This is a genomic window from Methylovulum psychrotolerans (assembly GCF_002923755.1).
Classification (GTDB): domain Bacteria; phylum Pseudomonadota; class Gammaproteobacteria; order Methylococcales; family Methylomonadaceae; genus Methylovulum; species Methylovulum psychrotolerans.
Map to the genome: position 1 here is coordinate 22321 of NZ_PGFZ01000011.1, position 13834 is coordinate 36154.

Annotated in this window: 11 protein-coding genes; 5 read left to right on the top strand and 6 right to left on the bottom strand. The window is 50.9% G+C overall.

Annotated features, from left to right (window positions below; all coding sequences use genetic code 11):
• Positions 1 to 271: 271 nt before the first annotated feature.
• Positions 272 to 1231 (bottom strand): serine O-acetyltransferase EpsC, encoded by a 960-nt coding sequence (epsC, locus tag AADEFJLK_RS18940; protein WP_103975366.1) that lies wholly within the window; start codon positions 1229 to 1231, stop codon positions 272 to 274.
• Positions 1232 to 1841: 610 nt separating this feature from the next.
• On the opposite strand from epsC, the gene AADEFJLK_RS18945 reads away from it, so the two are divergent.
• The 5 genes from AADEFJLK_RS18945 (at position 1842) to AADEFJLK_RS18965 (ending at position 10261) form a co-directional block, all read left to right on the top strand.
• The gene (locus AADEFJLK_RS18945) at positions 1842 to 3638 is read left to right on the top strand and encodes an ankyrin repeat domain-containing protein (RefSeq protein WP_088621098.1); all 1797 of its coding nucleotides are present in this window, start codon (positions 1842 to 1844) and stop codon (positions 3636 to 3638) included.
• Between the two features lie 151 nt (positions 3639 to 3789).
• Positions 3790 to 4206, top strand: coding sequence for a hypothetical protein (locus AADEFJLK_RS18950; protein WP_103975367.1), 417 nt, complete (start codon positions 3790 to 3792; stop codon positions 4204 to 4206).
• Positions 4207 to 4716: 510 nt separating this feature from the next.
• The gene (locus AADEFJLK_RS18955; protein WP_249028083.1) at positions 4717 to 6027 is read left to right on the top strand and encodes a TolC family protein; all 1311 of its coding nucleotides are present in this window, start codon (positions 4717 to 4719) and stop codon (positions 6025 to 6027) included.
• A 35-nt stretch (positions 6028 to 6062) separates the two neighbouring features.
• Positions 6063 to 7208, top strand: a complete 1146-nt coding sequence (locus AADEFJLK_RS18960; RefSeq protein WP_249028084.1) for an efflux RND transporter periplasmic adaptor subunit — start codon at positions 6063 to 6065, stop codon at positions 7206 to 7208.
• Positions 7208 to 10261: an efflux RND transporter permease subunit gene (locus tag AADEFJLK_RS18965; RefSeq protein ID WP_103975369.1), complete on the top strand. Its 3054-nt coding sequence runs from the start codon at positions 7208 to 7210 to the stop codon at positions 10259 to 10261. The genes AADEFJLK_RS18960 and AADEFJLK_RS18965 overlap by 1 nt, the downstream gene beginning before the upstream one ends.
• A gap of 155 nt (positions 10262 to 10416) precedes the next feature.
• Here AADEFJLK_RS18965 and AADEFJLK_RS18970 read toward each other — a convergent pair whose 3' ends face one another.
• The 5 genes from AADEFJLK_RS18970 to AADEFJLK_RS18995 form a co-directional block, all read right to left on the bottom strand.
• Positions 10417 to 10758, bottom strand: coding sequence for a hypothetical protein (locus AADEFJLK_RS18970; protein WP_103975370.1), 342 nt, complete (start codon positions 10756 to 10758; stop codon positions 10417 to 10419).
• A 435-nt stretch (positions 10759 to 11193) separates the two neighbouring features.
• Positions 11194 to 11496 (bottom strand): hypothetical protein, encoded by a 303-nt coding sequence (locus tag AADEFJLK_RS18975; RefSeq protein ID WP_103975371.1) that lies wholly within the window; start codon positions 11494 to 11496, stop codon positions 11194 to 11196.
• Positions 11497 to 11567: 71 nt separating this feature from the next.
• Positions 11568 to 11918, bottom strand: a complete 351-nt coding sequence (locus AADEFJLK_RS18980) for an immunity protein Imm33 domain-containing protein (RefSeq protein ID WP_170065183.1) — start codon at positions 11916 to 11918, stop codon at positions 11568 to 11570.
• A gap of 76 nt (positions 11919 to 11994) precedes the next feature.
• A complete protein-coding gene (locus AADEFJLK_RS18985; protein ID WP_103975372.1) occupies positions 11995 to 12357 on the bottom strand; it encodes a hypothetical protein in 363 nt (120 codons plus the stop codon).
• Between the two features lie 868 nt (positions 12358 to 13225).
• Positions 13226 to 13705: a hypothetical protein gene (locus AADEFJLK_RS18995; RefSeq protein ID WP_103975374.1), complete on the bottom strand. Its 480-nt coding sequence runs from the start codon at positions 13703 to 13705 to the stop codon at positions 13226 to 13228.
• Between the last annotated feature and the right edge of the window lie 129 nt (positions 13706 to 13834).

Below are 13834 nucleotides of genomic sequence, written 5' to 3' on the forward strand. Positions count from 1 at the left end.
ATGATCAAGTTTTTAACATTAAAATAAATAGTTCAGCCTTGAGGTAACGAACGAGTTGTTATATTTAATTAAAACAACAAGTTGCAACGAAGCGCATCTCCCTCCCCATCAGGGGAGGGAGCAGTCTTCCCCTATAGGCCTGTGTTTTTAACAAATCCCTCATCCTATTCAGGAGGGGTGAACACTGGGTTTAGAGTGGCCTTTAGCCTGTTTGAGGGTTTTTGGCTGCTCCCCTTTGCGCCCCTCTTACGCAAAGGCACCTTATGCTGCCTTATTGCAATTGGGCGCTTAGCCCATTAAGCGGCGGCTTATAGGTTGGCGGCTCATTATTGACCTGCGATTGGGTGACGGTGCTGCCGGGCGCGACGCTATGGGTCAGCCAGACATTACCGCCTATCGACGAGCCTTTGCCGATGGTGATACGCCCCAGCAAGGTTGCGCCCGCGTAAATCACCACATCATCTTCGACAATCGGGTGGCGGGCATTGCCTTTCAGCAAACTGCCGTCGGCGACTTTCGGGAAGCGTTTCGCCCCCAAGGTGACCGCCTGATACAAGCGGACATGCTCGCCAATCACCGCCGTTTCGCCAATCACCACCCCCGTGCCGTGGTCGATGAAAAACCGCGCCCCAATCACCGCGCCCGGATGGATGTCGATGCCCGTCAGAGAATGGGCGATTTGCGCGATCATCCGCGCCACCAACGAAGCCCCCAGCCGATGCAGGGCATGGGCGATACGGTGGTAAATAATCGCGGTCAGCCCCGGATAGCAAACCAATACCTCATCTAGCCCGGTCGCTGCCGGATCACCTTCATAAGCGGCGACCAAATCGCTGTCAAGCAAAGCGCGGATGGCGGGCAATTGCGCGGCAAATTGGCGGGTAATCGCGGCGGCTTGATGGCCGCAATCAATGTCAAACAACGCTTGCTGCTCAGCGTGGAAACGGCATTCCCGGCGCAATTGCTCATACAACGCCCGCAACGCCACATCTAAACTATGGCCGACAAAATAATCGACCCCGTCATCGCTCAGCTCGCCCGAACCGAGGCGGTTAGGAAACAAAACTGCCGACAAGCCTTCCATAATGCTCTGCAAAGCCTTGCGCGAAGGCATTTTCGGCGGGCGGTCTTGGCGGTGGCGGTTCGCCAACGCCTGGTCACGCAACACCCTAAGTTCCGACACTATCGTCTCAATGCCCCAGTTTTTATCAATCGTTAGTGGGCTAGTCATGGCTTATCATCTCCTTTAGGTCGTCAAGCCGTTGAAAGTTTGGCCAGACGCGCCAGCCGTTACACGTTAACGGATACCGCTTAGGCTTATGCTTGCCGCAGGCTAAAAAATCCGTCGTTGTAAAAACTATTGCACTTGCCGTACCATGTTTTTATCTGATTGAATTTTAATGGCTTTGTGGGGTGGTGATGGGGGATTATGCTGGCCTTTGAGCAAAGGCTGTTGGGGTGGTGTTGGTAGGCGGTCAGTGTTTGCCGTGCCGTTCGGTGAAGAATGTCGCGTAGGCCTTGTACGCGGTTTTGCCCGACATTTTCCAATATCGCCAGCGTCGAAATACCCACTTTAAAGCCTATCGCTGAGCAATAAAACCCACTAAGCCGAACGGATTGCTGTTGGGCAAAAAAGCGTGCAGAAACTAAGTCTTCTTCCAAGCCATAGCTATCTGCACAATGCCTAAGGTAATAAATAAATCGTGGCAATACCTAAGAAATGAATTTCCTATGTTAAAATTAATCTCTGGATATGAAAACCGCCTGGAAACTGTTTGGCCTAAGCCATAGCCTTGGATCATTGCATTCCGGTGTTACCCATCCCTCATTAGGATTAACTTATGCTGACCCGCGCCTGTTTATTTATCTTAACCCTTGTCATTGCTGGTCTGCCCAGTGCTTATGCCAGCTTTCCAATGGCCGTAGGACCGGAAATCACCGCTTTGGCGATTGCACCCAGCAATTCGCGTATCCTTTATGTCGGCACCCGTTATGAAGGGATATTTAAAAGTACGGATCGGGGCAACTCTTGGCAATATCTGAATAAAAGTACCGAACTACAGGGAATAGGCATAATTGTTGTTGACCCGCTGCATCCGAATATCCTTTATACCAAGACATTTTTAGAACCTCTAGGCCTTTATAAATCTACGGATGCCGGGCGTTCATGGCAGCAGATTAACGGCTTTCTTAACGTTAATGCCGTTGCTATCAACCCTCAAACCCCCAATAACCTCATCGTCGCCAGTGTGGAGCGGGGCTTGTGTTTGAGCGAGGACGGCGGCAAGGAGTGGCGGCCTGTGTATTCCGGCACTGGGGTTTATAGTGTGGCTTATGATCCCCAAGACCCGCGCTGGGTTTTTGCAGGAACCAAGCGCGGTATACTGCAATCAATGGATGGCGGCTCCAGTTGGCGGGAGCTTAAAACGGGCTTGACCTATGAGGGCAAGCCTGTGCCTATGAGGGAGCTTACGGTTACGAAAAGGGCTAAACCGTTGTTATATGCCCATGGCTTGGGCTTGATGACTTCGGAAGATGGCGCCAACTGGCAAGAAATTGACGGCATTTGCGGCAATTATACCGTCGCCCCTTCCGCCCCCAATCGGGTCTATGTCAATTGCGATAGGTTTTCACGTTTTGACAGTGCCCGCAGTAGTGTTGACCGGAGCCGATTTTTAGTCAGCGACGATTACGGCGCATCATGGCGGCCAGCGGGTAAGGAGTTGCCGGATTCGTGGTTTGCCACGGCCATGGCGGTCGCCCCTGACAACCCACAAATAGTGTTTGCCGCTTGGCAAGGCGGTGGGGTATACCGCTCTACGAATGGCGGTAAAACGTGGCAGTCCGGTAGCCAAGGCCTGCTATACCCTAAAGCCGATGATAATTCGGGGTATTTGCAACAACCGCCCTTGCATAAGGCTGTTATGGACGGGAATTTACGGCGGGTAAAACACTTATTGCAACATCATGCCGATGTTAACGAAATATCCGACACTCAAATGACCCCATTACTGTGGGCAGCGGAACGGGGTACACCAGCCATCCTTAAGGCTTTGCTTGCGCACGGTGCGCGGCTGGTGGCATCAGGCGATTCCCAGCCGCTACATTATGCAGTACAGGCCAATAATATCGCTATGGTTAAATCCTTGCTTAAAGCAGGAGTAGATATTAATGCACAGGTTAAGAATTACTGGGATACACCATTGACACTGAGTTTTCGCATTCATAAACAGCGTAGCAGCCTATACGCAACCATTGACCCAGAAGACAATACGCAGTACCCTTCGGCAAACCCCTTTAACCCAATGACCAAGCTGCTGATCGAAAAGGGAGCGGATTTGCATAATGCCCGTGTAATGGTAAAGGCCATTGAGTATGGCGATTTGGCTTTGGTGGAAGCCCTGTACCGCAAAGGTGCGGTACTTGCTGAGCATGACGGCGACGGTAATGCCATTGATTTAGTGTCTAATGCGGCATCAAACTGTAAACCCGATATAGTCAAATATTTGCTTGATAAAGGTCTTGTCCCTAAGCGTGGGGCTAATGATAAACAAACCCACACACCATTAGGAAATTATTCTTGTAATGACAAGCTTGATAAAGATAGGTTAAAAGCATTGGATGCGACTATAAAATAAGTGGTTTTTTTTAGTATGTTATTAGGGCCGCCCATTGCCCTACAACGTCCCCACCCAATCCCAGCATTTTTCCCACCGCCCAACCCCCTAACCCCAAGAAGCTGTTATAATAGTAAGCAACCCCACCCCCAAGGACATCCCCCACCCGCCCATGTTGCCTTACTTGCGTTTCAGTCTGGTTGCTTTTTTGGTGTTGCTGCAATTGCTTTCGCCGTTAGTCCACGCCCATGCGGGGCAAACGGCGGCGGACAGTTTTGCGCGGCTGCATATTCCGGGTTTGGAAGGGTTTGGTGTGGTGCGGGCAGGGTCTTTAGACCGTGCCGATGCGTACCCCGTCACCCTTACCAGCCCCTCCGAAGGGCTGGTGGTGGGGGTGCATAGCGGCATTAAGCCTAGCGTAAAAGCGTGGCTGGCGGATAATCCGCCGCTGGCTTGTTTGGACGTGCTGCCCGGTGTGTCCGGCGGCTATCTGCCCGCGTCCGAGGTGAATTTTTCGCCCCATTCCCCCCCATTTATCCCCCGTCTGCCTGCCGCTGCGCATTCCCCCCGCGCCCCACCGTTGGCCTAAGCGTTTCCTCTAGGGATTTGGGGCGCTTGTGCCGCAAGCATCCGTGTTGCCCCGCTCCTAATCCATTTATCTGCATCATTTCTAAGGTTTAGGCAAATGTCATCTCCCGATAAGGAAAGACATAACCGCCTTACCAAGCTATCTGTTACTCGATCATCAAGTTTTTCATAAAGCTCGCCCTGAATAGGGTAGGGCATTTGTTAAAAACACAAGCCTATAGGGTAAAACGGCTCCCTCCCCTGATGGGGAGGGCTGGGGTGGGGAGAATAAAATCAATAGCTTATGCTTATGGCTAAGCGATTTTAAGCAGGCTATTTTTTAGTCTGTTTAATGGAAAATGTTGTTTATATTCTCCCCACCCCAACCCTCCCCATCAGGGGAGGGGGCTGTGTCACCTTACAGCTTGTTTATTTTAATAACAAAAACATGAATATTGCGTGTTGTCTTAAACAATAGCATCTGTTTTCTATAGTAAATAAACAGCGGCATACGCCGCATTGAGTGAATATTATGGCTACCATTTCCCCGCCCCGCCAGCGTTATAAAACCCTATCCTGGCATTCTTTATGTCTGGCGATGCCCTTAAGTTTTGCGGCTTTGGCTGGCGAAGAAGCCGCCAAGCCGCCTGTGTTCAGCGTCGAGCAAACCTTAGTCTCGCACCAAGATCCGGTACAGATTAACCCTAAATTAAGCCTAAGCCAGTTGGTGGAACAAACCTTGGCCAAATACCCGGACGGCCATTGGTTGGATGCCTTGGAAGAAGAAGCCAAAGCCATTAGCCGCCGTAGCGAAAGCTGGGTGGCGGGTGCGCCGCAAGCAGGCTTGCGCTACCAAGAAGCCAGCAGCGGCACCTTGCATTATATTGATGCGCAAGTGCAAGTGCCGTTGTGGAACATTGGCCAGCGCGATGCCGAGGCGACCGTCGGCGCGAAAGCCGAAGAGAGTGCGCAAGCGCAAACCGTGGCGACCAAGTTACGCATTGCCGGGCTGGTGCGGGCGGCGTTGTGGGATATGTCGCTGCAAAAAATCCGCTACGAACAGGCACAGGCGGAAATCACCATTTTTAGCCAATTATTGGCGAAGATTCAGCGCCGGGTCGAGCTGGGCGATTTGCCCCGCGCCGACGAATTGTTGGCGCAAACCGAATTGCTGCAAAAACGCGCGCTACTGACCATGGCGGAAGCCGAGCTGATGCACGCGCGTAAACGCTACGCCAGCCTGACCCAAACCACCCAAATTCCTGCTGTGTTTGGTGAAAAACTGGTGGCCCTGCGCGAAATCCAAGCCAGCCACCCGGCGTTACAAGCGGTCAACAGCCAGATTGAGCGCAAAGAAGCGGAGTTGGAAGCCTTGAAACGGGTCGGCTCCGGGCAAAGCAATGTCGCGGTTGGGATCAACAGCGACAGCTTTACCTCAGACCCGCGCAGTAACAAGACCGAAAGCTTTAACATCGGTGTTAACGTGCCGTTCGGCGGCAGCGCCCATATCCAACCGCATATCGCCGCCCTGAATGTCGAGCTGAACCGCCTGATTGCCGAGCGCGAGTTGCTGTACCGCAACCTCGAACAACTGCACCACGAGGCCGAGCATAACCTAGAAGTCAACCGCGTCGCATTGGGCATTGCCAACGAACTGAAACAAGTCGCCGAGCAGCATCTGGGCATGTCCAACACCGCATTTTCGGTCGGCGAGATTGATTTGATCGACTTGCTAAAAATCCAATCCCGCACCCAACAGGCGATTTTAAACGCCAAGGAACGGGCGTTGATGCTGGAGCGCGACCAAGCGTTTTATAACCAAGCCGTGGGAGTTATGCCATGAGCAGGAATAAGAATACTATTATGATAGGCACTCACATGGCAAACGGCTTAAAACGCCTCCCTCTTATTGTCGGCTTATTGATCCTAAGCCCGCCCGCCCTGGCCCTAGACAACACCATCAAACTCTCCGCCGAACACAGCGCTAACCTGGGCGTAACCTTGGGCAAGCTGGTTCCTGTCACGCAAGTGCCTGTGCTGTACGCCCCAGCGAAAATCGTTGTGCCGCCCGCCCATGAGTATGTGGTCAGCTCATCGCAAGCGGGCCTTATTACCCAATTGGCGGCGGCGGTCGGCGATAAGGTCAAGCAGGGCGAGGTCTTGGCGACCTTGAACAGCCCGGACTTATTGTCCATGCAGCAACTGTTTTTAAAAGCCGCCAGCGAATTGGGCCTGAGCGAAATGGCTTACCAACGCGACAAAAAACTCTTTGACGACGGCGTGATTCCAGAGCGGCGCTGGCAAGAAACCCATAGCCAATATACCGCCTTACAAGCGGTGGCGAATGAGCATCAGCAATTGCTGGAGATTGCCGGCATGACCCGCGCCGAAATCGATACCTTAAGAAAAACCCGCCATTTGTCGGGTATGCTGGCGATTCACGCACCCATCACCGGGGTGGTGTTGGAGCGTCCGGTGATGGCGGGGACACGGGTGGATAACCTGACCCCCTTATACCGCATCGCCAATCTTGATGAGCTGTGGCTGGAGCTTAACATCCCGCAGGAGCGTATCGGCGAGCTGAAAATCGGCGATAAGGTGTTAGTGGAAAAACCCGCCGATAGCCAAACGGCTGGGCAACATCCGGGGGCATTGCCCATCACGGCGCATATCACCTTATTAGGGCAGGCCGTCAACCCCGATAACCAAACCATTTTAGTCCGTGCCGCCATTAAAGGGGCGCAGACCGACATCCGCCCTGGCCAGCGCATTAACACCCAGATTATCCAACCGCACAGCCAAGCCGTGTTTGCCGTGCCGAACACCGCGATTGCCCAGCAAGCCGGCAAGGCCTATCTGTTTGTGCAAACCCCTGAAGGCTTCCGCGCTAGCCCGATTACCGTCATCGGTAAACAGGGCGAAGAAACCACCTTCAGCGGCGACTTTACCGGCAGCGAAACCATCGCCATCACTGGCGCGGTGGCCTTAAAAGCCAATTGGTTAGGCTTAGGGAGCGGCGAATAATGGGTAGCCTGATCCGTTTTGCCTTAAGCCAGCGGCTATTGATGATGATCTTGGTGCTGATGCTGGGCGGCGGCGGTTACTACGCCTTCCAGCACATCCCCATTGATGCCTTCCCCGAAGTCTCGCCGACCCAAGTGAAGATTATCGTCAAAGCCCCCGGCATGACCCCCGAAGAAATCGAAGCGCGGATTACCGCCCCTATCGAAGTCGAATTACTGGGCATTCCGCACCAAACCATGTTGCGCTCCATCGCCAAATACGCCCTGACCGACATCACCGTCGATTTTACCGAAGGTACCGACATTTACTGGGCGCGTCAGCAAATCGCCGAACGCCTGAACGGCTTATGGAGTTCCTTGCCCGCCGACATCCAAGGCGGCATTGCGCCGATGACTACGCCACTGGGCGAAATGTTCATGTTCACCATTGAAGGCGGGGATTTAAGTTTAATGGAGAAACGCTCCCTGCTCGATTGGGTGATCCGTCCGGCCTTGCGCACCGTGCCGGGCGTGGCCGATGTCAATTCCTTGGGCGGCACGGTACGCAGTTTCGAAGTCATTCCCGACAACACCCGCCTCTCGGCGCGGGGCATCAGCATGGCGCGGTTGATAGAAACCCTAAAAACCAATAACCGTAATGACGGGGCAGGGCGGCTAAGCGACGGCGAAGAAGCTTTGATCGTCCGTGCCGAAGGCCGTTTAAAAACCGTAGACGACGTGCGCGGCCTGGTTGTGGAAAACAACAATGGCGTGGCGGTAACGGTCGGCGATATTGCCGAAGTCAAAATCGGCGCGTTAACTCGTTACGGCGCGGTCAGCAAAAACGGCGAAGGCGAAGCCGTAACCGGACTGGTGCTGAGCTTGCGCGGGGCTAACGCCCGGCAAACCATCGTCGGCATCGAAGCCAAACTGGCACAAGTCAGCAAAAGTTTCCCGAAAGGCGTAGAGGCTAAGGTGTTTTACAACCGGGGCGACTTGGTCGATAAGGCCGTAGAAACCGTGCTGCACGCCTTGCTGGAAGCCATTGTGCTGGTTGTCGTGTTGCTGTTGCTGTTCCTCGGCAACCTCCGCGCCGCCGTGGTCGTGGCCTTGGCCTTGCCATTGGCGGCCTTGTTCACCTTTATCCTCATGCACTACATGGGCATGTCGGCCAACCTGATGAGCTTGGGCGGGCTGGCGATTGCCATCGGGATGCTGGTCGATGCCGCCGTGGTGGTGACCGAAAACCTCATCACCCACTTGGCGCATACCCAAACCGCGCAACGCCTGCCGCGCCTGCACGTCATCTACCGCGCCACCCGCGAAGTCGCCGCCTCGGTTACGTCGGGGATTTTAATCATCATCATCGTGTTCTTGCCGCTGTTGACCTTGCAAGGCTTAGAAGGCAAACTGTTCACCCCCGTAGCCCTGACCATCGTGTTTGCCTTAAGCGGCTCGCTGATCTTATCGCTGACGGTGATTCCGGTCATCGCCTCGTATTTGCTCAAAGAAGTCTCCCACGAAGAACCGTGGTTGCCGCGCCATTTGCAAGCCCTGTACAAACCCAGCTTAGCGTGGTGCATGGACAACAGCAAAAAAGTCTTTGTCGGCGCGGGCGCGTTAATGGCCGTCACCGTCGTGGTGTTTATGCAAATCGGCAGCACTTTTATGCCGACGATGGACGAGGGCGACATTATCGTCCAGTTAGAAAAACTGCCTTCCATCACTTTGGCGCAATCGGTCATGCTTGACGGCCAGGTGCAGAAAAACTTGCTGAAAAACGTCCCGGAAATCGCCACCGTCGTGTCGCGGGTCGGTTCCGACGAACTGGGCTTAGACCCGATGGGGCTGAACGAAACCGACACCTTTTTGGTGTTAAAACCCAAAGACCAATGGCATACCCCCGATAAAACCCATTTGATCGAAGATATCCGTAAAGTTATGGAGCAAACCCCCGGTATCGCCTTCGGCTTTACCCAGCCCATAGAAATGCGCGTTTCGGAAATGCTGACGGGCACACGCGGCGATGTCGCGGTCAAACTATTTGGCCCCGACTTGCAAGTGCTGAACGAAAAAGCCACCGCCATTGCCGAGGTGCTGAAAAGCCTTACCGGGGCCAGCGACGTGTTCGCCAAGCAAAACGAGGGGATGCAATTCTTGCAACTGAGCATCAACAAAGCCGCCGCCGGGCGTTTGGGGCTGGATAGCGACACGATAGAAACCCTGCTGCGGGCGCAAATCGAAGGCCTGAATTTAGGTATCGTCCAAGAAGGCATCAAGCGCACACCGTTGATTTTACGCGGCAACAGCAACACCGCCAACTTCGACAACCTGCAAATCACCCTCGCCAACGGCAGCCACGTCCCCGTCACCGAAGTGGCGCAACTGCGCAAAGTCGAAGGCGTAGTGGCGATAGGCCGCGAACACGGGCAACGCTTCGCCGTGGTGCGCAGCAACGTCCAAAACCGCGACTTGGTCGGCTTTGTCGAAGAAGCCAAACAAGCCGTCGCCGCCAAAGTACCGCTGCCGATAGGCTATACCCTGGAGTTCGGCGGCCAGTTCGAGAACCAACAACGCGCCGCCGCCACCTTATCCATCGTCGTCCCGGTGTCGCTAGGTTTAATCTTCTTACTGCTGTTCTCCACCTTCGGCTCGGTACGCCAAGCCACCTTGGTGTTGTCGAACATCCCCTTAGCCATGGTCGGCGGCGTGTTCGCGCTATGGCTGTCCGGCGAGTATTTGTCCGTCCCCGCCTCGGTCGGCTTCATCGCCCTGTTAGGCATTGCGGTACTGAACGGCGTGGTCATGGTCAGCTACTTCAACCAACTGCTGGCGACAGGCATGGACATCGCCAAAGTCGTCCTCATCGGCTCCGCCCGCCGCTTGCGCCCGGTATTAATGACCGCCAGCATCGCCGCCTTCGGCCTCATCCCCTTACTGTTCGCCACCGGCCCCGGCTCAGAAATCCAACGGCCTTTGGCGGTGGTGGTAATTGGCGGCTTGGTGTCATCGACGTTTTTAACCTTGTTCTTATTGCCTATTTTGTTTAAACGCTTTGGGGTGGCGAAGGGGTAGGGTTTTTTAGCCTTGGCGTGCAAAGGTCTTTATCCTTTGCACGCCTTAAAAATATCAGCAATAACAAAAGCTTAAGCGTAGGTCGGGCAAGCGGTTCTGCCCGACATTTGCCACTATCGCCCGTTGCAAAATAGCCGCTTTACATCATCTAAGAATTACAAATTTTTCCCGAATCCAGCATCCACAGGTAAAAGCCCTCCCCTAATGGCTCGATTTCGTAAGGCCATAATCCATTCGTTATCCAAATTATGTAAACAATCCTCTAATGGCCATCCAGGAGCGGTTTCAATTAAATGCACCAGAGATGAAGCCAAGCCAAAGCAACCATCAGAACCGAATAACTTAACCAACACACGAGCTTCCTCATCCGTTATTGGCCTAATGATACGCCTATAGAGTTCTTCATATTTTTGTATCAACGCTGGGTCAGTCCCATCCTCAGTTGGTAACGCCCCCAAAAGGTTCAGTGCCGCTATTTCTTTTCGTATGCTAGCCATAACCGCTGCTTTTCATTGATTCCATACTATTTTTTGAGAAATTTATATAAATGTTCGCCAAATATCGACGCTGCAATTATCGATATCAATACTGCAAAAAAATTAAGCAGCACTTTTTGTAGCACTGATCGATCACCAATGCACCACAAATACCCTGTTAAAATGGCAATACAAGAACCACCTAAAGCGACAGATAACAAACGAACAAGAAAAAGCATCTGTCCTCCAAGTGAATAGCAATCATTTATTTTGTGAGTATAGAGTCCGTAATTGGTTGAGGCCCGTGGCTAAGGTAAGGCACGAACCCCAGCATTTTTGCGGCTTGATTGCTGGGATTACGCTACCGCTTCATCCCAGCCTTGGCTTTAAAACAAGTCGTCGGATAGCGACCCTTTGGTCAGTTTTATCATTTCGCAGTAATGAGCTCGTAATCAGTTACTTAGAGTTAGCGCGCTCACATAACCCTTGCACATACTGCAAAGCCTGTCCAACCGTTTTGATCTCTCCATGTTCGTTCATAATTTCTTGTGCACTCACAGTATTCATAGCCTCGATGTGGTATTCATTGTTTAACCAAAAACTACCCTGGGCAAAAATAGCACCATAAATTTCAAAGAAACAAAGTGGATTAGGGCTTTCAGCATGATCAACTGATACCTTGATCTTGTATCCACTGAAAAATTCTTTTAAAACATCTTCAACTTTCAGGCTTAAAGATTTCAGCTCACAGAATTCCATAGTTACTTCCAATGATTTTCGGGTTCAATATGAGGGTGCAGAAACCGCGCCTTGTAATGCGGGTCTAGCCGTTACGGGTTTTTCAACAGTTCCGTATCTTCCCAAACATCCTCATAATTTTCGTCAATGAGAAACCGCCATCCTGGTTCTAATCCCAAATATGGTAGTACAAGTGGTGCCCACTCTACCAAATGATGGCCGTGAAGTGGGGCAAAAAAGTCATCGGCATCAGACCATTCTCCAGTCCATATATACCAACCATTAGCATCCCCTTTGGGTTTTATTCTTAGGCCATTGATAGGCATAATCCCATTTCTGACGTTAAGAGAAATGCCCACCTTTAAATTACAATCGCAACCATAAAAAGTTGCTCCAAACTTAGAACAGATTTCCCTCTGCTTGTTTTCCAACGTCTTTGCCATTTCTAAAATCCAAAAAATTGCTTTATTGCTTTAGAAAAGCCAGAAAGTTGCCCACCTTGAACGGATGAACCCGTTGTTATAAACAGAGGGTTTCCTGTTTGGCCTCAGCGTCAATTAATGCCATGATTTTGAAAAATATTTGCTCTGCATCAGGGTCGCTATCATTGAAACGCTCCCAAAATCCTTCATCTAACCATTCTTTAGGAGTCAATTCGACATACCCGTTAAGGTCAATCTGCGCAACCCACTGAGACGATAAAGTTGCATCAATTATTTCAAAGTCTGATGCGGGGTAATATGCAGCTGTTAATTGCTTTTTAGACCAAATCAAGAATCTAGTACCTTTTGAACAATTATTAATTAACAGAACTGAATAGCATTCAGTTGGCTCTAACCAGCCCTCAATTTGTTTTGATCCAACTTTTGCAACGACCTTCATCGGCGAACCTCCCCTTTGATTTTAAAATCAATATTCAAAGCTTTAGAAAAGCCAGAAAATTGCCCACCTTGAACGGGTGAACAGGTAGGGCAATGAAGCTGAGCAGCATTAATAGAACTTTGCTGTGCTATATCCACAGAACCCTCACGATAATATTGGACAACCAAAGGATCAATATGGTCAGCAACCTGCTTAGATGTTATCGCGCCACAATCAACGCAAGGCTTTCCCTGTACAAATGCCCTTTGAGCTGCGGTTGGCCCCGCGCCGCTTGGTCGTACAAAACCATAACATAGTGCTTAGCCTATCAGTCATCTTTTCCAAACTCAAAATACTCCTGCATCATTTGGGTCGGGTGATCTAGGTTTATCCCTAAGAATTCCACTACTTCAAGAAACCACGCTAACTTTTCCCCCGTGCTGTCCATATCTGTAGTGGCACTACATAATACAAGACCTAGCCGTGCCTTAAGAATGTTTTTATCCCTAAACTCACGTATTCCATTACGGTCATCAATGTATTTCTAATAGAATGGGGTAAGTTTTTCATACTTTTCTTTTGTTATATCCTGATTAAGGTAATTACGCGCATGTTGTAAAGGATCCATTAACTCACTCGGAAATCCGATGCCTAAGGTCTCTAAAACCTTTACCATGAAACCGAGGAACAGCTTGCCCTTATCTTCTTCATTTTTAGGCCATTTAATGTTTAGAATATACAATAATATCGCAAAGAAATTAAGAGTACCGCCAAGTGGCTCACCCCAGTATTTAGCACTTTCTCAATACAAACCATTTCGGCACATCCCGCCCTTGCCAGTCAGGGGGCGGATTGACCGGACAGACGCACCAATGTTTTAAGACGGGTGTCATCGACCCGCTTGCAAATCAACAGGGTAACTTGCTTTTTTCCAATTCTCGCCAAATATTTCAACCTCTAAGACCTTTTGATCCGAATCGTTCACAAAAAAATCGAGCAAAAGATAATCAGATAAATCGCGGGTTAACAACCCAACTATGCCGTCCTCATGTACGTCAAATTCAAAACCAAAATTAAAATCAAAAACTGACTTAAGCTCGTATGTTCCACAAGTGTTTGTTAATGGTGTCCAAATAGATACCGATCCAGAATATTCCTGATATAGCTTTTCGACGAACTCTAAAAAAGGCAAAGCCTTTTTTTCATCAAAACCTATTGTTAACTTATAGGGAGGCGTTGCCATCAAAGCCCTTGAGCCCTTGCTAAGGTTTTCCGTTTCTTCTAACGAAAACAAGTCTGCTGCTATCGGTTTGGTCTTGCAAAAATGCCCCAACTCGACAAGATACGTCTTAATATTGCGCAAATACATTAGGCTCTATATGGGTTTCGGGGTCTTTTTAACTAAAACAGCCAGTAACGAAGACAGCAAGCTTTTCCCGCGTTTTCTGACATTATGGACAAACTCAAAAAAGCTCAGGTACAGGGGCAACTTGGCCTG